We start from the raw sequence: 23,007 nt of genomic DNA on the forward strand, positions 1-23,007 counted from the left end.
ATATATGCTGACCTCGCTCATCATCGCGCAGATCCTCTCCTGGGTCGTCATATTGGCGCTTGGCGTCGGGCTGCTGGCGGTCGCGCGGCAGGTCGGCGTCCTCCATATCCGCGTCGCCCCGGCCGGGGCGCTCGCCACCAGCGGCGGCCCCGCGGTCGGCGACGCCATCGTCAGGATCGACGCCCGCACCATCGACGGCGCGCCGGTGACGATCGGCGGCCATGCCCATGGCACGGCGCTGCGCCTGCTGATGTTCGTGTCCGCCCAATGCCCGCTGTGCAAGAATATCATCCCGATGGCCAAGTCCTTCGCGCGGGACGAGCGGGTCGCGCTCACCTTCGTCGGCGATGATGATGTCGCCGCCCAGCGCGCGATGATCGCCCAGCATGGGCTGGACGGCTATGCCTTCGTCAACGGCCCCGATGTGGGTCAGGCCTATGGCGTCGCCAAGCTGCCCTTCGCCGTGCTGCTCGATGCCGAAGGCACCATCCTGTCCAAGGGGCTGGTCAACAGCCGCGAACATCTGGAAAGCCTGATCGTCGCGCATGAAATGGGGATCAGGACGGTGCAGGACTATATCGGCTCGCTCAAGGCGCAGGCGGCCTGATTTTTCAAACATAGGGGGTCCGTGACATGAAGAAGTTCGACGCAGATGCCATGGGGGAAAAGCTGCTGCGCAAGCTGGCCGGCGGCACCTCGCGCCGCTCCATGCTCTCGCGGCTGGGGGCGGCGCTGGTCGCCGCCCCCGCCTTCCCGCTGCTGCCGGTCAGCCGCGCAGAGGCCGCCAAGCCCGACCGCTCGCCCGAAGCCAAGACCGCCTTCGCCCGCACCGCGCAGAGCAAGGACGAAACCAAGTGCGACTATTGGCGCTATTGCGCGATCGACGGCGCGCTCTGCACCTGTTGCGGCGGCGGCATCCATAGCTGCCCGGCCGGGTCGGAGCCTTCGCCCGTCTCCTGGGTCGGTACCTGCATCAACCCGGACGATGGCAAGGCCTATCTGATCGCCTATCGCGACTGTTGCGGCAAGCCTGCCTGCGGCCAGTGCGGCTGCGACAATACCGACCGCGAAACCCAGCTCTACATGCCCCAGCTCAACAATGACGTGATCTGGTGTTTCGGCACCAGCAGCATGGAATATCATTGCTCCACCGCCGTGCTGGTGGGCGCGGCCAGCTAGGGCGACGGACCCGTGAAGCGCCTATGGCTGATCGGATCGCTGGCGCTGCTCGGCGCAGTCGGCATCGGCCGCGCCGCGCTGCCGCCCATGGGGCTGCTGCCTGCCGCGATCACCGATCCCGATCTCGCCCGGTCCGACTATGTCGAAAATTGCGGCGGTTGCCACGGGGTCCAGGGCAGCGCCGCCCCCGCAGCCCTGCCCGAACTACGCGGCCGGGTCGGCTGGTTCCTCTGCACGCCCCAGACCCGCGCCTATCTCATCCGCCTGCCCAATGTCGCATTGAGCCGGATCAGGGATAATCAGCAGCTCGCCGACATGATGAACTTCGTCGTCTTCGGCCTGGGCGGCAACAGCGTACCGCAAGGCAGCGCCCCCTTCACCGCCGAGGAAGTCGCCCGCGAACGGCGCTTCGCCCTGTCCTCCGCCTCCCTGACCGCCGAACGCGCCCGCCATGTGGAGGCCGCGATCAGACAGTGCCACGCGCCAGCATCGCTGCGGCTGTTGTTTCCGTCTGCGGGGCGGTAGTATCGGCGTTGCACTGAAAAGCTATGACGCAGCTTGTGAGCAACCTCATCTTGCTGTCTAGATTTTACCATGACCAAAGAGCAATTACGCACGTGCTGGGAGTTCGTCCGGGGCGACATGCCCGGCCCGGATTTCGAGCAATGGCTCTTCGTTCAGGTCGATCTGGGCAAATGGCTTGGTGAAGAACGCCATCAGCAATTGCAGTTCGCCGATTATCGCAATCGGGATGAGCTTTGGCCCCTCCGACAGGAACTAAAAAGCTTTCTCGAAACCAGCAAGCAATGCGAATGCCTCTCCCTGTGCAATCTCGACGTCATCAGGATGGGCGGCGATTTCTACTCCGAACAGGTTTTCGCACATTTTGACCCGATCATGGATTATGGTCGGGAAAAATGGTGGCTATACATCTCCCATTGCCGGGTCTGCACGCAAGACTGGATGATCGCGCAGGACGACCGCATTTACGACAATTTCTACCTTTACCGCATATCGTCGCTCACGCGGGAAGCCATTGAGGAAAGCAGCCAATGGCCCGACGAGTTTCTAACCTACGAGCAGGTTCTGTGGCTCGGCAGGACAATGAGCGAACCATGGACATTCCTCAATCCTCGCTCGCCCGCGCTGATTGCGACGGCGGAAGACTTGCGCTGCGAAAGGCCTGATATCTCTTTCGAGGAAATCGCTTATCTGCTGGCAATTTCTGTGCCCGATGCGACCCGCTTGCTCGGGCCACCTCGCATCATTGATCGGTTGAGGGCGTGGATCAGCCGCGACTAACCGCAATCGCCCCCCTACTCCCGCCCGTCCCCCGGCCAGCATGTCGTGCAACGCCGCCAGCATGTGACCCCCGGCATCGCCACGGCCGGCGTCAGTCCCGGTTCGGGATGCAGCCCCGCCAATATCTCCGGCGCCACCCCCTCGGGCGCGGCGCGACTGTGGCACATCAGGCATTTGCGGCGATAGTCCGCCCGCGTCAGGCCGGAATGATCCTCCTGCGCGCGCGGTGCCGCCGGTATGGCAAGTAACAGGCCAGCCACCCCCAGGAAAATGGCCATGCCCCGCGCGGATATCCGGCGGAGCATGGCCATCAAGTTCGGCGACCTCTTTAGAATTTTTGGCCGAACCTTACGCCGAAAAATTGCGGCTTGATGGTGAAGGTGCGCGACGATCCCGAACAGAAATCGATCGAGCAGAAGGTATTGCGCGTCAATTGTCCCCGCTTGTCGAAGGCATTTTGCAGGAACAGGGTCAGGCTCCAATTATCCTTCTTGATCCCGCCGGAGAAATCGAAGCTGACGAAACCCTTGGTGTTGCCCAGCAATGCATTGCTATCGACATTCAGATCCTGCGTCGCCCCGGTCTGATACAGTGCAGCCCCCTGAAGGAAGGCACTATAATCGCCTAGCATCGTGTCGTAGCGGACCGACGTCGTCCCCTTGAACCGGGGCTGGCGCGGCAGGCGCGTACCACCGGCCGCCGCGACCGACGGGATCGGCGGGTTGGCCCCGACATCCACGCCCGGCGCGCAACTGCTCAACTGGCCGATCGCGGTGCCGGCATCATTCAGGGCAAAATTGCAGAAATCGCCCTTCAGCTTGCCGTCGTTAAAAGCGCCAGATGTCGAGATGGTAATCTCACCCAGCTTCAGGTCGGCATCATATTCGATACCCTTGACCACCGCCTTGCCCGCATTGCCGGTCATGCCCGCGCCCTGCGCGCCAGCGACGACGACGCTATACTGGATATTGTTCCACTTTTCATAATAGACGGCGGCATTGAACCGGAACATATTGTTCCAGGTCGTCTTCACGCCCAGCTCGAAATTGGTGAGTGTTTCGGATTCGAACGGGGCCACGTCCACGATCTTGCCAAGACTGCGGATACGCAGCGGGCGATTGAAACCGCCGGGCCGGAAACCGGTCGAATAGTTGAAATAGGCCATCTTGTCCGGCTGGAACTGCCAGTCGAGCGCAATCTTGTGCGTCTCGCCATCTTCCTTGTACCGGCCCGTGCCATCGGCGGCATTGGTGTTGGTGTTGATACAGGTCAGCCGCTCATCATCGGGGAAGGGCGTCGTACAACCCACACCCGCCGCCGATCCGGCCACGCCGGCAAAGCCCTTCACCTTATAATCGGTCCAGAAATAACGGATGCCGCCGGTCAGCTTCAGCGTCGGCGTGATATTATAATGGCCTTCGGCAAAGATCGCCTTGTCATGATAAAGCTGGTCCTGCTCGACGAAGTAGAAGGCATCGCCCTTCACCGCCTGCGTCCCCAAAATCATCGTGCCGAGCGGATTGCCGTTCGGATTGATGACGTCGCTGGTATCGAAATAGGGATTGCCATCCTCGTCATAGGCGATCCCATACATGGCCGGCACGCCGATCAGCCCGCCCGCCACATCGCCGCCGCCGGTCGCGGTATAGCCGGTGATCGTGTCCAGCCCGCGAATGGCATAGCTGGTGTTCAGCTTGTTCGACTGCCGCTGATAGAAGCCACCGATGGTGACGTCGAACGGCCAGTCCTTCGGCGTGCTGATCCGCAATTCCTGCGTGAACTTGTTCCGCTTGGTATCGGCATGATAATATTGGGTCGGGTCGATCAGCGAACATTGCTGCGATGCGCCAGTCCCGGTGCAATTGTCGAAAAATTGCAGATAGCTTTCATAGCCCGGCCCGAACCCGTCATAGGTCACGGTATAATAAGTATAGTCATTGAGCGTGCGTTGCCGCCGCTTGAAATAGCCGGTTGCGGACACGACCTCCCAGTCGCCGATATGGCCATGGATGGACAAGGCCGCCTGATACCAGCGGTCGTCATTCTTCGTCTGGTCATAGTCATGGACTTCCAGGTCGCCGACGCGCGGGTCATAGCCGAAATAGCCGTTCGACACCTGCTTCTGCGCCGTGATCGACGGGTTGAACGACCAGCCATCAACCGGTTCCCACAGCAATTGCAGGCGACCGCCAAATTCCTTGATCGTGTTGTAATCGTCCTTGGCAATATCGCTATTGTCGAGGTTCCAGAAGGTGTTGGGATTATTGTCGCCCAGATTATAGACCGCCGGCGATCCATCGTTCAGCAGGCCATTATTGGGTGTATTGTCGATATAGCCGCCATCGCGCCGATAATAGCCCATCGCCCGCACCGCCAGCGTGTCGCTCAGCGGCGCGTTGATATAGGATTCAAGCTGCCCGCCAAAATCGCCCTTGCCATATTTATTGGCTTCGACGTCGTATCCGAACTCGAACTTGTCCAGCTTGGGCTTGTTGGTGATGAGACGGATGGTACCGGCCAGCGACCCCGCGCCATAAAGCGTCCCCTGCGGCCCGGACAGCGCCTCGACCCGCTCCATGTCATAGGCATGGATATCGGGCACTTCGGTGCCGGTGATCGGAATATCGTCCAGATAATAGCCGACCGAGGCATAGGCGCCGCCCGCCGGCACGATGCCGCGGAAAAAGGCGGTATTGCGGCCCGGCCCAATCCCCTCGAACGATACCGATGGCAGCAGCGACGCGAAATCGCTCAGCCCCTTCACCTGCCGTTCGGCCAACTTCTCGGCCCCCAGCGCCTGCATCGAAATCGGCACCTTCTGGATGCTCTGCGCGCTGCGCGTCGCGGTGACGACGATCTCGCCCAGGCCCGACGCCGCGTCGGCGGCCGCCTCGGCGCTGTCCGCCGCCTGCGGAACGGGCTCCTGCGCCATGGCAGGTGCGATCATCGGTGTCAGAAACGTGCTCGTACCCAGCGCGCAAAACATGCGCACCCTGCGCGAACGGAGACGAATGGCCATACGAATACCCCCTGTATGCGTTGCGACTCGGCCTCTCCCATTTTTATGCCCGGCTTTCCGGGTCTTGCATGACGCATTGCGCTCGCGGTCGATCTGGACAGGGCAAACATGTCCCTGCCCGAAGGACATGCCCTTCAGGATCGCCGCAACGGCGCCGGTCACGCTGATTATCTCGTCTACACCCTTGGACAGTTCGCTTTGGCAGCATTCATAACAACTGTCCTAAATTCGATACTGCCAATAGGACACGGCATGTCAAGCGGCGGTTCGGCAAGTTTTTGAAACTTTTGCGACAGGCTGACTCGACGGGGGCCTGCGCGCGCCATAGAATTTTGAGCAGTCGCACAAATATGAGGGGCTATGGGGAACGCGCCTGCCGCTACGGCAACCGATACCATCCAGACGGCACTGACACAGGCGGCCGGCTGGCTTGAAACACATCCCGACAGGGCGCTGGCGCAGGCGGAAGCGATCATCCGTCGCGCCGGCCGACTTCCTCCCGCCGAACTGCTGGTCGGGCAGGCGCTGCGGCGCCTCGGCCAGCCGCAGGCGGCTCTTGCCCGCCTCGCCCCGCTCGCCCGTCAGCATCCCCAAACCCCGGCAGTTCTGTGGGAACTGGCGCAGGCCGCGCAGGAGGCCGGGGACCAGCCACAGGCCATTGCCGCGCTGGAAGCGCTGACCCGTTTGCAACCGGCGGTCGCGGGCGGCTGGTTCCTGCTCGCCGGCCTGCTCCGCATGGTCGGGCGCGAAGAGGATGGCTGGCGCGCCGACCTGTCCGGAGTCCATGCCGCCTCGCGCGACCGCGACCTGCTGGAAGCGGCCATGGCGATGAATGCGGGCAATCTGGGCGAAGCCGACGCGCTGCTGGCCGCCCGCGCCGAACGATTGCCGCAAGACCCTGCCGGCACCCGTCTGCGCGGTGAGGTCCAGTGGCGGCGCGGCGACATGACGACCGCGCTGGCACTGGTCGAACGGGCGGTGACGCTCGCGCCGGGCTTCGATCTGGCGCGCGATTTCCTCATCCGGCTGCTGCTCCAGAACAATCGCCTGCGCGAAGCACTGTCCCATGCCGACATATTGGCGCGCTCGCCGATCCATAATCCGGGCTATGACCTGATCCGCGCCTCGGTGCTGGTGCGTCTGGGCGACCAGCAGGGCGCGCGGGCCATCTACGAACGCCTGCTCGCCGACCGCCCCGACCAGCCGCAGGTCTGGCAAAATCTCGGCCATGCGCTCAAAACCCTGGGGCTACAGGCGGATGCCGTCCATGCCTATCGTCAGGCCGTCCATCACCGCCCGACCATGGGCGAAGCCTGGTGGAGCCTCGCCAATCTCAAGACGGTGAAGTTCGACGCCGACGATATCGCAACCATGGAACAGGCGCTGGCCACCTTGGCACAGGATAGCCAGAGCGAGGGCGAAGACGTCTTCCACCTCCATTTCTCGCTGGGCAAGGCGTTGGAGGACAGGAAGGCCGACGACGCCGCCTTCCGCCATTATGACGCGGGCAATCGCCTGCGTCGCGCCATGATCCGCCACGACGCGAACGAATTTTCCGCCGAGGTCGCGGCGACCGCCGCCACCTTCACCGTTCCCTTGATCGCCGCGATGGGCGATGGCGGCTGCCCTGCCCCCGATCCGATCTTCATCGTCGGCCTGCCCCGGTCCGGATCGACGCTGGTCGAACAGATCCTCGCCAGCCACAGCCGGGTGGAAGGCACGATGGAACTGCCCGAAATGATGGTCATCGCCAGCCGCCTGCAATCGCGCGTGGACGATGGCGAATTTGCCGATTTTGCCGCGATGGCCGCATCCCTCTCGCCCGCCGACCGCAAGCGGCTGGGTGAGGAATATGTCGACCAGACCCGCGTCCACCGCCAGAGCGACAAGCCCCGCTTCATCGACAAGATGCCTAATAACTGGCAGCATGTCGGCCTCATCAAGCTGATCTTGCCCAACGCCAGCATCATCGATGCGCGCCGGCATCCGATGGGCTGCTGCTTTTCGGCCTGGAAACAGCATTTCGCCCGTGGTCAGGCGTTCAGCTATGATCTCACCGACATAGGCCGCTATTATCGCGATTATGTCGCCCTGATGGCCGCTTATGACGCCGCCGCGCCCGGCCGCGTCCATCGCGTCATCTACGAACAGATGGTCGCGGACACGCCGGGCGAAGTCGACCGGCTGCTTGCCTATCTGGGCCTCGATTTCGAACCGGCCTGCCTGTCCTTCTGGCAGACCGACCGCGCCGTGCGCACCGCCAGTTCCGAACAGGTGCGTCAGCCCATCTACAGCGGCAGCGTCGATCATTGGCAGCGCTTCGCATCCCATCTCGGCCCGCTGGCCGACGCGCTGGGACCATTGGTGGATGCCTATCCGGACGTCCCGGCCATCTGAATCCAGTCCGCCGGATCGACCTGCCCTTCGCGCGCGATCAGCCCGGTCATATTGGCCACGGCAAAGCTGACGCCGAACAGGTTGCGCCTTTGCGGCACGCCGGGGATCGGCCGGGGATGGCCGGACGCAAAGGCCAGCCCCTCGCGCAGCCGATAGGCGCCCGGCGGACAATCCCAGTCCAGCCCCACGCCCAACACCTGACTCAGGCTCCCCGGATAACACGGCACCCCGTCCTTATCCCGTGCCGCGACGATCAATATGCCCGCGCCCAAAGCGCGATCCGCCGCTGCCGCAAAGCCATCGCCATGCGCGGGATTGACCGTGCCAAGGCTGAGGTTGATGATATCCACCCGCGCCGCAACCGCCCGGTCGATCGCTGCGATCAGCGCCCGCGCCGTCGTGCTCAGCGCATCATGAAACACCCGGATCGGCAGGCAAAGCGCATCGGGCGCCCGATGCTGGATCGCGGCGGTGACCGCCGTGCCATGGCCCAGCCGGTCGATCACGTCCCCGCCCGGGTCCGTACCATCCTTCGCAAGCGCAAAGCCGGGCAACAGCCGCGCCGCGTCGATATGCGGATGCTCGGGATGAACCCCGCTGTCGATCACGGCGATGCGCAGCGGATCAGGCATCAACCGGCTCGGTCCGCTGCGCGACATGCGCCTGTCCGTCGGCGATCGTGACCACCTGATCGGCGATCCGCGCCAGCGCCGGCTTGTGGGTGATGAGGATGATCGTCGCGTCCGGCAAAGCAACCCGCAGCCGTCCCGCCACCAGTGCCTCCGTCTCTCCATCCAGCGCCGAAGTCGGCTCGTCCAGGATCAGCACCGACGGCCGCCGCAGCAGCGCGCGAGCGATGACAATCCGCTGCCGCTCCCCCGCCGACAGCGCCAGCCCCCGCTCGCCGGTGCGCGTTTCCAGCCCATCGGGCAGCCGCGCCAAAAAGCCATCCAGCCCCGCCGCATGCGCCGCCGCCTCGATATCCTCGGTCCGAACGTCCGGCACGGCAAAGCCGATATTGCCGGCGATGCTGTCATTAAACAGCCAGGGCGACTGGTCGACCAGCATCACCTCGCGCCGCAGATCGTCCAGCCGCAGGTCGCGCAGGTCATGCCCGTCGAGCAACAAGCGTCCCCCGGTCGGATCGGCATGGCGCACCATCAGGTCGGCCATGGTCGACTTGCCGATACCGCTCGGCCCCAAAATCGCGCAGATGCTGCCAGCGGGAATGACCAGATCCATGGCACGCAGCACCGGATCGCGATCATAGCGCATCGCCACCCGCTCGAAACGCACCTCGCCCCGCACCCGGCCGATCGCGACGGCATCGGCGCGCTCCTCGACATCGGGCCGGGTATCGAACAGTTCGAAGATCCGCCCCAGCGACACCCGTGCCGAGGCCAGCCCCGATGTCAGCCCCATCAGCGTCTGGATCGGCGACAACAGCCGCATATGATAGGTCATGAAGGCGACCAGCGTGCCGATGCTCATGTCCCCTTCAATGATCCGCCAGCCGCCATAGAGGATGACAGCGGAGGTCGCCCCGGCCATCAGCGTCCCCGGCAGCGCCCCGGTCATGTAGGAGGCGACCTGCATCCGCAGCATCGCGCCGATAAAGGCGTCATTCTTCGCCTTGAACCGCCCGACCTCATGCTCGCCCGCGCGCAACGCCGTAACGACACGCATGCCCATCACCGTATCCACCAGCAGGCTCCCCAGATCCGCGCCCCGTTCCCGCATGTCGCGGGTCAGCGCAGTCAGCCGGCGCTGATAGTGGATGAAGGCGGCAAGACTAGCGGGCACCAGCAGCACGCCCACCAGAAACAGCCGCCAGTCGAGCCAGACCATCATCGCGACGCAGCCGATGAAGAAGAGCAGGTTGCTGACCACCGACAGCAATGTATCCGACGCAATCCGCTGCACGTCGCTCACATCGCTGTTCATCCGCGAAACGAGATCGCCCAGCCGAAAGCTAGCATAGAAGCGCGGCGACAATGTCTGGAGATGCCGCAGCAGCGCGGCGCGCATGTCATAGAGCATCGCCGCCGACAGCCGGACATAGCGGTAACTCGCCAGGATGTTGACGCCGAAACCCAATATCGTGACCGCGACCATGATCCCGGCGATCCGCCACAGCGCCCCCATGTCCCGCTGCAACAGCGCCTGATCGATCATCAGCTTGGAAAGATAGGGTTGCGCCAATCCCAGCACGGTCGACAGCACACTGATCGCCAGCACCAGCAGCAGCCCGCATCGATAGGGCCGGATATAGGGCAGCAACCGGCGATAGCTGCGCCATTCGGCGACAGGCGCAGGCCCGCTCATGCCGCAGCCCACCTTGGCACCCGCCTTGGCACCAGCCGCAGACCGTGCAGCGCAAATTGCGGTTCGGGCAGCGTCGCCAGCAACCCGGTACACCAGTGATGTCCCTTCATCAGCGCCGCATGCTGCGCCCGCCACCACTCGCCCTGCCCGCCATCGGCATAAAATTGCGCGCAGAGCAGCAGGTGCCGCCGCATCGCCGCGATCAGCATCGCCTGATAATGGCCAAGCAGCGCAGCCCGATCGCCGCCCTCCGCGATTCCCATCAGCACTGCACTCGCCAATATCGCCTCGCGCATCGACTGGGCGGTGCCATCGCCACAGATCGGATCGAAGCCGATCGCCGCCGTGCCGCAGGCCAGCCAGTCGTCGCCAACCAGCGGCAAATGCATGCGCGGCGCGGCCGGAAACGGGCGCGACGATCCGCCGATCGGATCGACCACCGGCGCGATCAGCCGGCTCTGCGCCAGCAGCGCGTCGATCGCACCGCCGACGCCCAGCAGCCAGCCCTCTTCCTCCTCCGCCGGCACCAGAAACAGCCAGCCGCTCTCGACCGCCTCGACCCGCCCTTCCTCGCGGCAGGCCGCATCGCGCAACCGCACACGGACCGCAACCGCATCTCGCTCGCCAAAGACATGCAGTTCGCCCACAGGCAGCGGCGTCGCGGCATATAGGGTGAAATCGGGCGCGGCCATCGGCGCGTCGCCCGGCACGGCCAGCGCCGCCTGCACCGTCGCCTCCGACGCCAGCACCGCCTCATGCGGCACCATCACCGGCGCCCCGCCCCAGGCGACCAGCCGGCGCCGCACGCGCGGCGCATCGGCGAACAGATCCGGCCGCGCGAACAAATCGCGCATCAAGGCCAGCGCCGCCTCGCTCAGCAACAGGCTGGGCACCGGCGGGCGATGGGCTGGCTCCTGTCCGACCCGGAGCCCCGCTCCTTGCAGCAGATGCGCGCAGGCATTGGCGGCCATCCCGCTACCCCGGATGGCCACATGCTTCACGCTCTCGCACCCGTTCGTTTCGAGCGAAGTCGAGAAACGGGCAGAGCGGAGCGGCGCCCCATCCTCACGGCACCGCCACCATGCCCGCCCCGGTCGCGTCATTGCCCAGATCCCAGGTCGCTTCCAGCTTCAGCGTCTTGGCGTCATAGACCTCGATGTCGAAGCTGGCGCCGTAGATATAGAGCTTGGCCCCATCCATCGACATGCCGAAGCGGAAGCGCGATCGGCAGGGGAATTCCGCCTTGTCCACCACCGCGTTGGTGGAAAGGTCCATGTGCCAGAATTCGCACCGCTTCGCCCCCAGCGTACCATTGGTCACGACCGTATAGGCCTGCTTGCCGTCGGGCGTGATTTCCAGCCCCGCCATCGCGGCTGGTGCCGGGCCGATCGGCGTGAAATCGAACTGGCGGCTGTTGAGGTCGAAGCGCGCCAGCCCGAACATCTTGCTGTGGATATAGGGGTCGGCCGCGTTGAACAGCGACACATATTGGCCCGGCGTGCGCAGCGTCTCCAGCGATCCGCCGAAGCCGACATTCTCCAGCCCCGTGCCTTCGGGCCGGGCCAGGTCGATGCGGTCGGTGGCCTTCAGCGTCGCGGTGTCGATGACGATCACCTTCTCGCCAAAGGCATAGAGATATTTGCCGTCGCTCGACACCTTGAAGGCGACGCGATATCCGCCGATCGCCTTCTCATCGTCCTTCTCGATCTCGGCGGTACGCACCAGCTTGCCGAGCTTCAGGTCAACGACGCCATAAAGCGGCTTGCTGACCTTGTACCGGTCCATTTCCTTGTCGATCCTGGTGACGATCGTATAGAAATAGCGGCCTGCCGGGTCCGGCACTCCGCCCCAGAAACGCACCTTGTTCAGCCCGTCATTCAGGCTGAACTTGCTGATGACCTTGCGGCTCGCCGCGTCGATCACCTCGATCCCGCTGGTGGTGATGGTCGACACATAGATGCGCTTGCCATCGTCGGACAAGGTCATGGCGGTCGGCAGGCCGGTATCAAGCTTGATCTTCTGCGTGACCGCGCCCTTGCCTTCGTCAAAGACCAGCAATACGTCGGGATAGGCGCCCATGAACAGGGTCGCGGCATGGGTGGGGATGGTCGCCAGCGCGGCCAGACCCGCCGCCAGGACATAACGGAGTTTCTGCATCGCGCGCCTCATGGGAACACCAGGTCGAGATTGCGCCAGTCCTTCGTCGCGGTGGCGCAGTTGCTGGCCCAGTCCGGCGAATAATTGACGTGATCGGGCACCTGCACCGGCCAGAAGCAGGTGACGTAGCAGTCATAGATGTCGCGTTCGACCGGCTGGCACAGCCCCGCCGTGCCGCCGCCTGCATCCACTTCCCAACCGGGCGAGAAGGACAGGGTACAGCCCATCGGCACATGCGGACGCGGCGCCTGTTGCAGGGCGACGACATCCTCCTCCATGTCGGGCGGCGTGGCGCCCGACGCAGCGGCGGCCTCGATCGCCGCCTCCATCTGGGTCACGGCGTCGTCGATCCGCCGCGCCTTTTTGTTGATGGCACGAAGATGCTTCATGACAGCCCCTTTCGTTCAGCGAAATGCTCCAGAAAGCCGGGGTTCTTCACCGCCAGCTCGCCATAGATATGCAGGCAGGTGTCAGTCCATTGCCGTATCCAGTCGCAATAATGGAGATTGGCATGGCCGGTGTCGCCATAGCGGACGAACGCCTCATGGTGGCAGCCCCCGGCGCAGAGCGGCCGCGCCCAGCAACTCTGGCAATCATATTTGGCGCCGACATGCCCCCGGCTCAGGAAATCGCCCTGCTTGGCCCGGTCGATGCCGCTCGACACATGGCCCATCACATGCGTGTCGGCGTCGGTGAAACGGTGGCACGGCGACAGGTCGCCCGACGGACTGACCCCCATCAGCCCCATGCCCGCGCCGCAGGGATGGGATTTGTTGACGCCCGAAATCAGCTCACTGATCGTCTCGCTGACATTGGTGAAACCATGCATTTCCCCGCGCAGCGCAAACTCCAGCCATTCGCGCGCCAGCAGGTTGAACTGCGCCAGCACGCTGTCCATGCCGTCGGCATCGATCGAATAGGCCCGCGTCTCGCCCGTGGTCACCGGCGCAAAGCCGACCTCGTGAAAGCCCAGATCGTCCTTCAGATGGCGGAAGATGCGCACGACATCGGTGACGCCCTCGGTCAGGGTGACGCGCGCGGTCACGGCGCGGGTGCGATGATGGGCGATCAATGTGCGCAGCCGCGGCTCGATCACCGCATAGCTGCCCTTGCCATTTTTGTAGACGCGATGCTTGTCCTGCAATTCGGGCGGGCCATCCATCGACACGGTCACGCCGACCCGGTTGTCCGACAGGAAGGTGACGATCTCCGGCGTCAACAGCGTCGCATTGGTGGTCAGGCTGTAGGTGATGCCCTTGCCCGCGGCCGCCGTCGCACCATTGGCATAATCCACCACATCGCGCAAAAGCTTGAAATTCATCAAGGTTTCGCCACCGAAGAAAGTGATATGCACCGAAGGGCGATGCGCCGCCTCTGCAATCAGCAGATCGACCGACGCCTTCGCGGTCTCCAGCGTCATATATTTGGGTTTGCCCGCCGGCGTCGCGATCTTGTCCGCGCCGAATTCATAGCAATAGGTACAGGCCAGATTGCACTGGTTGGTGACGTTCAGCACCAACGCCTGCAACGGGAAATCCGCCGGCGGCGCTTCGGGCACGGATAGCGGCGCGGCGCCCAGATGGATGAGTTGCGCCGCGCGCAACTCCCGCACCAGCGCCTCCGCCTCGCTCAGGTCGCCGCCCTCGCCCGCCAGTTCCCGCACCAGCGCGGCATGCCCCAGTTCCTGCCCGTCGATCCGGTCCAGCACATCCTGCACCTGCGCGTCGATCTCGAAGATCGCGCCCGCACTCACCAGATAGACGAAGTCGCTGCCCCCGGCCGAAAAGCCATGATATTCGGCCCGGCGATAGGCAGGCATGTGCATCACGGTCATCGCGACACCTCCGGCTGGTCGAAGCGCTGGTACATGGGCACGGTCACGACCAGATAGGACCGCGCGCTCAATGGCTTGCCGAACTTGTCCTTCTCCGCCTTCGCTGTGGCGACGACCCAAACCTCACCATAATTGTTGCGGCTGAACCGGCGTTCGGGATTGGGGCCTTCCAGCCCCGGCGTGAAGAAGGCGGTGGGGCTTAAAGCACCCACATATTTCATGTCGTCATCATAATAGACCGACATGAACTCCTGCATCGACCATGTCGCGTCGACCGGGCCGATGGCGACGTCGTCGCTCGTGTTCGGCTTGCCGTCCAGACCGTTATCGTAACCGATCGCCTCATACTGCTGATAGCCCTTGGGGAATTTCGTGCCGCCCAGCCGGGCCAGGCTCGTTTCCGGCGTGACCTTCAGATAATCGACCTTGCTGTAAACCGGGAATGCCTTTTCCAGAACCGCGCCGCCGATCCCGACATCGCGCTGCCCGGCCGCCGCACCGGCCGCGACATCGACGCTCAGCACCGCCTTGCCCGGCGCTGCCGACACGATCTTGCTGACGGTGACGCCCGCGCCCAGATCGACGTCGCCTGCCGCCAGAGACGTCGGCAGATTATGGCCCCAGATGGTCACGGCCACGCCCTTCGCCCCGGCCTTCATCGCCCCCGGCGTCACCGCCAGGATGGCCGGCGCGACGGTCGCGCGGACCAGCTTCACATCATAGCCAAATTCCTGATATTCGCCCCAGAACCAGCGCCCTTCCGCGCTCTGCTGGTCGGGTGCGAACCACATCGCCTCCCGCGCCGCGCTGCCCAGATCATCGGGCTTCCCTGGCGCTGCGCCACCCTTGGACGACCCCCGCCAGCTATAGCCCGAATAGACCAGCCCCGTGCCGCTACGGCTGACGGTCGCGCCATTGCCCAGCGACGTCAGCGAAGCACTGGTCTTGAACTCATCCGCCGCTGCGCCCGGCGCCACCGTCATCGTACCGATGAAACGGCCCTGTCCCGGCACCGACGCCACCACCAGCCAGTCGCCAGCCAGCCGCGGCGCGCGCAGCCGCGAACTCCATGCCGCCCATTCGGGCGTATGCAGCCCCGCCACCTTGGGCAGGTAGGTCAGCGCATATTCGCCGCGCGTCATCTTGTCCTTGGGATCGCGCCCGGCGGGCTGCTCGCTATCCTCGGCCGGCCGGCGATATTGGGCGTCCGCCTGCGAATAGAGCGCGACGTGCAAATCCTGCAACGTCTTCCATTCCAGTTTCGACCGGCGCCAGGACAGGGGCTGGGCATAGGCATGACAACTGGCGCAGGCACCGCGCATCGTCTCGTTGGGCAATGCCTCGTCGATGATCCGCTTTTCGGGCAGATACATGACCGGCCGCGCCTCCTCCGGTGCCAACCCGTGCGAGGCCGAAAGCGACTTGATGACCGCGCGCGAGTCCTCGGGCGTGATGCTAAGGCCATTCAGCCGCACCATCCGCTTGATCGCCTGCGCCCAGCCCTCCGGCGTGGTGCGCACCCAGCTAATGCGGGACAGGTTGCCCTTGGCGTCCGGCGCATGGCAGCTGCCGCATTTTTCCTGCACCAGCGGATCGGTGACGGGGATACCCGCCTCCGTCTCCTTCATCGTCGCGCCGTCAGGCCCGCTATCAGCCCCGCTACCTCCTTGGGCCAGCACGACCGACGCAGAGAGCAACGCCAACAGACCGAATTGCACCGGAAGCCGCTTCACCCTGATGTCCCCCTTTGGCGCCCGGTCTTTTGCCCTGGACGCAGCCGAAGCCTGGACGGGGCTTTTCGCCCCTCTGATCCGCATGACGAAGGACGCCATGCCAATCCGCCATAAAAATCTTGACGATCATCAAGATTTTTTCAGGCAGGGCCGAAAAGCTCAGGAAAAGGGGATCAGGCGAACATCTCCGGCACGATCGGCAGGGTGCGGATGCGCTTGCCGGTCACCGCATGCAGCGCGTTGACCAACGCCGGGATCACCGGCGGCAGCGCCGGTTCGCCCATGCCGGTCGGCGGATAGTCGGTCTTCACGAACTCGACGATGATCTGCGGCGTATCGGGGATGCGCTGCAACGGATGGGTGTCGAAATTGGCCTGCTCCACCGCGCCGGCCACCTGCGTGATCTTCTGCCCGGCCAGCGCCTGCCCCAGCCCCTCGATCACCGATCCCTGCGCCTGATGCAGCGCGTTCATCGGGTTGATGATCTGGCTGCCGACATCGCCCGCGACCCACACGGTCGCCACCTTCGGCATGCCGTCGACCAGCGCCACCTCCAGCACCTCGGCGAAATAGCCCATATGGCTGTAGTAGAAGGCAAAGCCCTTGCCCCGCCCCTTGGGCAGCTTGGCACGATCGGCCCAGCCGCTCATCGCCACCACCTTCTCGATCACCCCCTTGGCGCGGCCGGTGACGAAGGGCGGCGCGTTGGGACCGCGCGGCAATTCGCGCGGTTCGCCCAGCAATTCCAGCATCAGCGTTGGCAGGTCCTTGCCCGCCGCCTGCGCCACTTCGTCCAGAAAAGCCTGCGTCACGAAGCCCAGCGCATTGGAGCCGGGCGCGCGCAGCCAGCCGGTCGGCATGTTGGTGCTGAGGAAACTCTGTTCCAGCAAAACCGTATCGATCAGGCCGGCGGGAATTTCGCTCGCCGGCATCTCGGCCGATCGCACCGGCTTGCCATCCTTACCAAAGGTCACGAAATGATCGTGGAAGGCGGTCAGCTTCCCGCCCTTGTCCAGCGCCGCCCGAAACCCATGCCAGCCCGCCGGCCGATAGAAATCCCGCTGCATATCCTGCTGCCGGCTATAGAGCAGCTTGACCGGCACACCCGGCAATTGCACCGCGATCGCCGCCGCCTGCACCATATAATCGTTCATCAGCCGCCGGCCGAACCCGCCGCCGATGCGGGTGAAGTTGATGCGGATTTTCTCCGGTGGCAGGTTCAGCGCCTTGGCCACCAGCCCGCGCCCGCTTTCCGGATTCTGCGTCGGCGCCCAGATTTCGATACCCCCATCCTTGAACAAGGCGGTGCAGTTCTGCGGCTCCAGCGTCGCATGCGCCAGGAACGGATAATCATAGCGCGCGCTGACCGTCTTCGCCGCAGCAGCAAAGGCCGCGTCCACGTCACCAGCACGGACGATGTCTCCGTCCGCCTTGCCCTTCAGCCGTTCGGTCGCCTGCGCCGCATAGCCCTCGGTCGAAAAACCGCTGACCGCACTCATGTCCCATTCGACCTTCAGCGCCTCGCGCGCCTGATTGGCGCTCCACCAGCTTGTCGACAGGATGGCGACGCCGTCGAACAGCGATTCCGGCGTCCCGTCGCCCTTGATCGTCAGCACATGGGCCACACCGGGCAGTGCCTTCACCGCATCCAGATTGGCCGATTTGAGCGTTCCGCCAAAGGCCGGGCAGGTTTCCAGCACCGCATAAAGCATGCCGGGCAGCTTGAAATCGATCCCGAACAAAGGCTTGCCCGCCACGATCGCCGGCGTATCCACCCCGCCGATCGACTGGCCGATGATGCGAAAATCCTTCGGGTCTTTCAGCACCAGCGTCGCCGGATCTGGCGCCGGTTGCTGCGCGGCGGCCGCGGCCAGCGCGGCATAGGTCATGCGCCTGCCCGAAGCCGGATCGCTTACCTTGCCGCTGCCGGTCTTCAGCGTCGCGGGCGATACGCCCCATATCTGCGCCGCCGCTGCCACCAGCATCGCCCGCGCCGCCGCCCCGGCCGTCCGCGTCGGCACCCATTCGCGCGGCGTGGTGCGGCTGCCGCCCGCGCTCTGCCCGCCGAATATCTTCTGATCGGCATGGGTTTGCTCGATCGTCACCTGCGCCCAGTCGACGTCCAGTTCCTCCGCGATCAGCACCGGCAGCATGGTTTTTGCTCCCTGCCCGATCTCGGCATTTTTCGCGCCGATGATGACGCGATTATCGGGCAGGATGCGCACGAAGGCGGTCAATATCTGCGGCGCGCCGTCGGCCGCGCCCGCCAGCGGGATATTGAGGTCGAACAGCAGCCCGCCGCCCGCGACCAGCGACGCGCTCAGGAAGCGGCGGCGCGACAGGATCGGCGCGTTCATGCCTTCGCTCCCGCCTTGGCCGCATCTTTGATCGCGGCGCGGATGCGGACATAGGTGGAGCAACGGCACAGATTGCCCATCATCGCGCCGTCAATATCCTCGTCCGTGGGATCGGGCGTAGTCGCCAGCAGCGCGGTCGCGCTCATGATCTGCCCCGCCTGGCAATAGCCGCATTGCGGCACGTCCAGCTTGACCCAGGCGTCGGAAATGCGCTTGCCCGTCTCGCTCTGCGCCACCGCCTCGATGGTGGTGATCGCCATGCCCTGCGCCTCGCCGATCGGCGTCTGGCACGCGCGCGCCGGGCTGCCGTCGATATGGACGGTGCAGGCGCCGCACAACCCCGCGCCACAGCCGAACTTGGTGCCGACCATGTCCAGATCCTCGCGCAAGGCCCAGAGCAACGGCTTGGCCGGATCGGCCTCCACTGCCCGCATCTGTCCATTGACTTTCAGGTTGATCGCCATCGCTGCCCCCGATTACCACTGATGCTCTTGGGGATGGCAGAAAGTCGGCGCCTGTCCAGCCGCTTTGTTGCGATGCGGGCAGAGAAATCCACCGCCGCCACATGCAGGCACCGATTGCATCGCAAAAATGTTAGCGCTATCTATTCTCCGACAAATGAGAGGATCGACATGCCCACACGCTCTTTTGGACCCATCGGCCTGACGCTGGCCTTCCTGCTCGTCAGCGGTTGCCAGCAGCCATCCGGCAACAGCATGCAGGCCCCGTCCGCGACCAAGACCGCCCGCCCCGCGTCCGACTATCTGTCGCAGCCGCTCGTCACGGACATGTATACCGCTGATCCGTCCGCCCATGTGTGGAACGGCAAGGTCTATGTCTATCCCAGCCATGATATCGACGGCCCGACGCCGGAGGATGATCTGGGCAGCCATTTCGAAATGCGCGACTATCATGTCCTGTCGATGGACAGGATTGGCGGGCCAGTGACGGTCGGGCCGGTGGCGCTGGACGTGAAGGACGTGCCCTGGGCCGACAAGCAGATGTGGGCGCCCGATGCCGCCTACAAGAATGGCACCTATTATCTCTATTTCCCCGCCAAGGACAAGGAAGGCGCCTTCCGCATCGGCGTCGCCACGTCGAAGAACCCCATGGGTCCGTTCAAGGCCCAGCCTCAACCGATCAAGGGCAGCTATTCGATCGATCCCGCCGTCTTCACCGATGATGACGGACAGAGCTATGTCTATTTCGGCGGCATCTGGGGCGGCCAGCTTCAGCGCAATATCGACGGGACATATGATCCCAACGGATCGAAGACCGATTTGCAGCAGGACGACAAGCCGGCGCTGGCCCCGCGCGTCGCGAAGCTGACCGGCGACATGCTGGAATTTACCGAAACGCCCAAAGCAGTGCAGATCCTTGATGACAAGGGCAAGCCGCTGCTGGGCGGCGACCATGATCGCCGCTTCTTCGAAGCATCATGGATGCACAAATATATGGGCAAATATTATTTCAGCTATTCGACCGGCGACACCCATTATCTCGCTTATGCGATCGGGGATTCGCCCTATGGCCCCTTCACCTACAAGGGCCGCATCCTGGAACCGGTGGAAGGCTGGACGACCCATCATTCGATCGTCGAATGGAATGGCCGCTGGTGGCTCTTCTATGCCGACACGCAGCTTTCGGGCCAGACCCGGCTGCGCAACGTCAAGGTGACCGAACTCCATTACAATCCGGACGGCAGCATTCAGACCATCGACCCGCTGGCGCCTGCCAAAGCCAGCCACAAGTAGATCATCCAGCCATCCGGCCGGCGACCCGACCATCAAGGACGCCGGCCGGCATTTCGCACGAGCCACTCCTCCTGTATTCGGCGCCTTCAGCCCGCTTCAAAACTCCAGATTCAGCCGGCCATAATAAAAGCCGCCGCTCGACCCATAGGGTGAATAGCTCTGGTACAGGCTGCCGCTGGTCCGGTTCACCGGCCGCAGCCTGGCGGGATAGATGTTGAACAGATTGTTCGCGCCGACCGACAGCCTGACCCCGCTGGCCAGCCTGTACCCCGCCTCCAGGTCGACGATCATCTTGGGATGCAGGACTTCGTCGACATAGCCATAGGCACATCCCTCGCTGCCCGCGGTGCAACTCGCATAGCCTGCGTCATGATAGACCGGCGCGGCCGTGCGCTCGACCAGCTTGCCATAACGGGTCGCGCGCAGGTTCATGGTGAAGCCGCCCAGCATCCACAACATGTTGGCGATCACCTTGTTGCGCGGCGTCCCCTCGCTCAGGTCGCCCTGCCGCGACCGGCCGATGAAGCTGCCGCCCGTCGGGTCCGTATCGATATGGGTGAACCGCGTCCTGTTGATGTTCGCCGACAGGCTGAAGGTCGCCGCCCCCATATGGCCCAGGTCGGCGCGATAGGTGCTGACGATGTCCAGCCCGCGCGTCCGCGTATCCGCCGCATTGGAAAAGAAGCGGATGCCGTAGGCGCTGGCATAGCCCGCTGCGCGCAACACCGCGATCACCGCGTCGCCCTGCAGGATTTCGCTCAGCAGGATGCGGTCCCTGATGCTGATCTGATAGGCGTCGATCGTCAGGCTGAAATTGCGAAAGGCTGTCAGCACCAGACCGGCCGACAGGTTCCGCGACCTTTCCGGCCGCAACGCCACCGATCCCAGCGCCAGCGCCGCCGGATCATTGACCGGCACCGTCAGCACCGGCGCCAGTTGCCGCACGCCGTCCAGCGTCACCATATTGGTGCCCGAACCGGCATAATATTGCTGTTGCAATGTGGGTGCGCGAAAGCCGCTGCTCGCGGTCCCGCGCAGGGCAAAACCCTTGACCGGTTCGAAGCGGATGGACGCCTTGCCGGTATTGGTCGTGCCGAAATCCGAATAATCCTCGTGCCGCCCGGCCAGGCCGATCTCCAGCCCTGCGGCTATCTTCTGCTCGACATTGACATAGGCGCTCCAATTGTCCCGGTGCCAGCGCCCCGCCTGCGCGGGTGAGAAACCGGCCGTCCCCTGCGACCCCAGCCCATGATAGGAACCATAGTCGCCGGGCGATATGGCGAAGCTGTTCTTCTTATATTCGGCGCCCACCGCCATCGCCAGCGGCTCGACCAGCCCCAGGTCGATCGCCTTGCTCAGGTCGATATTCGTTACCCATTCGTCCGACCGCAGGCTGCCGAGATGGAAATCATGGGGGCTCTGCGCCCCCAGGGTCGGATTATAGGATGTGGTCGTGCGATAACCGGCATCGTCGCGCGCAACGCTGCTGCTCAGGTCATAACGCACGCCGCCGCCCATCTCGCCCCGCATCCCGATCACGGCCTGGACATCCTCGTCATGAACATGGATGCGCGGCGTGTAGCCTTCGGGATATTGGCTGATGTCATTGTTGCTGGCGCTGGGCAGGCGATAGGTCATCCAGCCGGCGGCATGGCGCTTGGCATAGGTGCCGAAACTGTAGAGTTCGATCGTGTCGCCCACCGGCACCATGGCATCATAACCGGCATTGCCGCCCATGACCTGCGGTTGCCCCACCTTGCCGCGATAGCGGTCGGGGCTGGCGTTGCGGGCATCGCCACTGGGATAGAATGTCCCGGCGATCGGGCTGCTTTGCAGCACCGTGCTGTCCTGTAGCACGCCCTCCGCCGCCATATGGATATAGCCGCCGTCGCGCCCCAGCCTGAATCCCTTGTCGATCTGGATACGGCCCTGCGTTCCGCCATTGTCGGCGGTCGTGCCCATGGTCAGCGCGGCCCCGCCGGCCATGTCGGTCTTCAGGATGATGTTGACGACACCGGCGATCGCGTCCGATCCATATTGGGCGGACGCGCCGTCGCGCAGCACTTCGATCCGCTGGATCGCATTGGCGGGGATCAGGTCCAGGTCGGGCGGCGACTGGCCGCTCTGCACCGTCCCGGCATTGAACAGGATCGCGCTGTAATGACGGCGCTTGCCATTGACCAGCACCAGCATCTGATCGGCGCCCAGCCCGCGCAGCGCGACCGTCCGCACAGCATAGCTCGCCCCCGCACCATTGTTCGACACGGTCATTGAGGGCATCAGCGTACCCAGCAGGTCGCGCACCGATTGCCGGCCGCTCGCCTCCATGTCCTGCCGGCTGATGACGTCGATCGGCGCCATGCTTTGCGCCACGGTGCGGGTCGTGGTGCGCGTCCCGGTGACGATGATCGGGGAGGATTCCTCCTGCCCTTCGGCCTGGGGCGCCATGCCCCCGGTCGCCGCCGCCCCCGCCCCCGCCCCCGCTTGGGCGATCTGCAATCCGGCCGGACCTTGCCGCGCCGACCGGTTCTGCGGCGTGGCCAGCGCGACGACACCGGCGCTGGCTTCGCGATATCGGATGCCGGTCCCGGCCAGCAGCCGGTTCAGCGCCTCCGCGGTGGAAATCCACCCCCGGACATGCCGGCTGCGGATCGACGCCACCTCGTCATAGGGAAAGAAGATGCGGATGCCCGACTGCGCCGCCAGTTCGCGCAGCGCCCCGTTCAGCGGCTGCGGCCCGATATTGAAATTATGCCGCTGGGACAGGCTGCTGCTCTTGTCGGGGGCCTTCGCCGCAGCCGGGGGCGGCGCTGCCCAGACCGGCAGGGGCGACACGACACAGGGCAACGCGACACAGGGCGCGAGCAGCCACATGCCCAGCCTGAAATGCCCCGCCAAACGCCCAACCATCGGCAGCGTCCCCCTGATGATGCCCGTCATCCCGCCAATC

18 protein-coding genes are annotated in these 23,007 nt (G+C 64.4%); 6 read left to right on the top strand and 12 right to left on the bottom strand.

Features of this window, described 5'->3' with window-relative positions:
• Positions 1–4: 4 nt before the first annotated feature.
• The 4 genes from ACNHGR_RS08135 to ACNHGR_RS08150 all read left to right on the top strand — a co-directional run bounded on the left by ACNHGR_RS08135 (position 5) and on the right by ACNHGR_RS08150 (position 2,481).
• Positions 5–607 carry a methylamine utilization protein MauD gene (locus ACNHGR_RS08135; protein WP_184265857.1) on the top strand — a complete coding sequence of 201 codons (603 nt, stop codon included), beginning with the start codon at positions 5–7 and terminating at the stop codon, positions 605–607.
• 26 nt (positions 608–633) lie between these two features.
• Complete coding sequence (gene mauA / locus ACNHGR_RS08140; protein ID WP_184265860.1) at positions 634–1,179, top strand: methylamine dehydrogenase (amicyanin) small subunit; 546 nt, start codon at positions 634–636, stop codon at positions 1,177–1,179.
• Between the two features lie 12 nt (positions 1,180–1,191).
• Positions 1,192–1,704: a c-type cytochrome gene (locus ACNHGR_RS08145; RefSeq protein WP_475285285.1), complete on the top strand. Its 513-nt coding sequence runs from the start codon at positions 1,192–1,194 to the stop codon at positions 1,702–1,704.
• Positions 1,705–1,773: 69 nt separating this feature from the next.
• Positions 1,774–2,481 carry a hypothetical protein gene (locus tag ACNHGR_RS08150; protein WP_475285287.1) on the top strand — a complete coding sequence of 236 codons (708 nt, stop codon included), beginning with the start codon at positions 1,774–1,776 and terminating at the stop codon, positions 2,479–2,481.
• 14 nt (positions 2,482–2,495) lie between these two features.
• On the opposite strand, the gene ACNHGR_RS08155 is transcribed toward ACNHGR_RS08150, so the two are convergent.
• Positions 2,496–2,792 carry a hypothetical protein gene (locus tag ACNHGR_RS08155; RefSeq protein ID WP_475285289.1) on the bottom strand — a complete coding sequence of 99 codons (297 nt, stop codon included), beginning with the start codon at positions 2,790–2,792 and terminating at the stop codon, positions 2,496–2,498.
• A gap of 17 nt (positions 2,793–2,809) precedes the next feature.
• Positions 2,810–5,467 carry a TonB-dependent receptor gene (locus ACNHGR_RS08160; protein ID WP_475288362.1) on the bottom strand — a complete coding sequence of 886 codons (2,658 nt, stop codon included), beginning with the start codon at positions 5,465–5,467 and terminating at the stop codon, positions 2,810–2,812.
• A gap of 393 nt (positions 5,468–5,860) precedes the next feature.
• Between ACNHGR_RS08160 and ACNHGR_RS08165 the strand changes: the two genes are divergently transcribed.
• Positions 5,861–7,897, top strand: coding sequence for a sulfotransferase family protein (locus ACNHGR_RS08165; RefSeq protein ID WP_475285291.1), 2,037 nt, complete (start codon positions 5,861–5,863; stop codon positions 7,895–7,897).
• Here the strand turns inward: ACNHGR_RS08165 and qhpE are convergent.
• The 9 genes from qhpE to ACNHGR_RS08210 form a co-directional block, all read right to left on the bottom strand.
• Complete coding sequence (gene qhpE / locus ACNHGR_RS08170; RefSeq protein ID WP_475285292.1) at positions 7,873–8,556, bottom strand: subtilisin-like serine protease QhpE; 684 nt, start codon at positions 8,554–8,556, stop codon at positions 7,873–7,875. The two genes, ACNHGR_RS08165 and qhpE, sit on opposite strands and share 25 nt — an antisense overlap.
• Entirely contained in the window at positions 8,522–10,222 is a 1,701-nt protein-coding gene (locus ACNHGR_RS08175) for an ABC transporter ATP-binding protein (protein WP_475285294.1), read from the bottom strand. Before ACNHGR_RS08175 ends, qhpE begins: the two co-directional genes overlap by 35 nt.
• On the bottom strand, positions 10,219–11,223 hold the full coding sequence (locus tag ACNHGR_RS08180; RefSeq protein ID WP_475285296.1) for a hypothetical protein: 1,005 nt from the start codon (positions 11,221–11,223) through the stop codon (positions 10,219–10,221). The genes ACNHGR_RS08175 and ACNHGR_RS08180 overlap by 4 nt, the downstream gene beginning before the upstream one ends.
• A 64-nt stretch (positions 11,224–11,287) precedes the next feature.
• On the bottom strand, positions 11,288–12,379 hold the full coding sequence (locus ACNHGR_RS08185; protein WP_475285298.1) for a YncE family protein: 1,092 nt from the start codon (positions 12,377–12,379) through the stop codon (positions 11,288–11,290).
• A gap of 8 nt (positions 12,380–12,387) precedes the next feature.
• A complete protein-coding gene (gene qhpC / locus ACNHGR_RS08190) occupies positions 12,388–12,768 on the bottom strand; it encodes a quinohemoprotein amine dehydrogenase subunit gamma (RefSeq protein ID WP_475285300.1) in 381 nt (126 codons plus the stop codon).
• Positions 12,765–14,213 (bottom strand): quinohemoprotein amine dehydrogenase maturation protein, encoded by a 1,449-nt coding sequence (gene peaB, locus ACNHGR_RS08195; protein WP_475285302.1) that lies wholly within the window; start codon positions 14,211–14,213, stop codon positions 12,765–12,767. The genes qhpC and peaB overlap by 4 nt, the downstream gene beginning before the upstream one ends.
• Positions 14,210–15,946, bottom strand: coding sequence for a quinohemoprotein amine dehydrogenase subunit alpha (gene peaA, locus ACNHGR_RS08200; RefSeq protein ID WP_475285304.1), 1,737 nt, complete (start codon positions 15,944–15,946; stop codon positions 14,210–14,212). The genes peaB and peaA overlap by 4 nt, the downstream gene beginning before the upstream one ends.
• Positions 15,947–16,119: 173 nt before the next feature.
• Positions 16,120–18,303, bottom strand: a complete 2,184-nt coding sequence (locus ACNHGR_RS08205; protein ID WP_475285306.1) for a xanthine dehydrogenase family protein molybdopterin-binding subunit — start codon at positions 18,301–18,303, stop codon at positions 16,120–16,122.
• Positions 18,300–18,767, bottom strand: a complete 468-nt coding sequence (locus ACNHGR_RS08210) for a (2Fe-2S)-binding protein (RefSeq protein WP_475285308.1) — start codon at positions 18,765–18,767, stop codon at positions 18,300–18,302. Before ACNHGR_RS08210 ends, ACNHGR_RS08205 begins: the two co-directional genes overlap by 4 nt.
• A gap of 252 nt (positions 18,768–19,019) precedes the next feature.
• On the opposite strand from ACNHGR_RS08210, the gene ACNHGR_RS08215 reads away from it, so the two are divergent.
• Positions 19,020–20,057 (top strand): glycoside hydrolase family 43 protein, encoded by a 1,038-nt coding sequence (locus tag ACNHGR_RS08215; RefSeq protein ID WP_475288363.1) that lies wholly within the window; start codon positions 19,020–19,022, stop codon positions 20,055–20,057.
• 96 nt (positions 20,058–20,153) lie between these two features.
• Here ACNHGR_RS08215 and ACNHGR_RS08220 read toward each other — a convergent pair whose 3' ends face one another.
• Complete coding sequence (locus ACNHGR_RS08220) at positions 20,154–22,967, bottom strand: TonB-dependent receptor domain-containing protein (protein ID WP_475285310.1); 2,814 nt, start codon at positions 22,965–22,967, stop codon at positions 20,154–20,156.
• Between the last annotated feature and the right edge of the window lie 40 nt (positions 22,968–23,007).

It is taken from the genome of Sphingobium sp. RS1 (assembly GCF_056156825.1).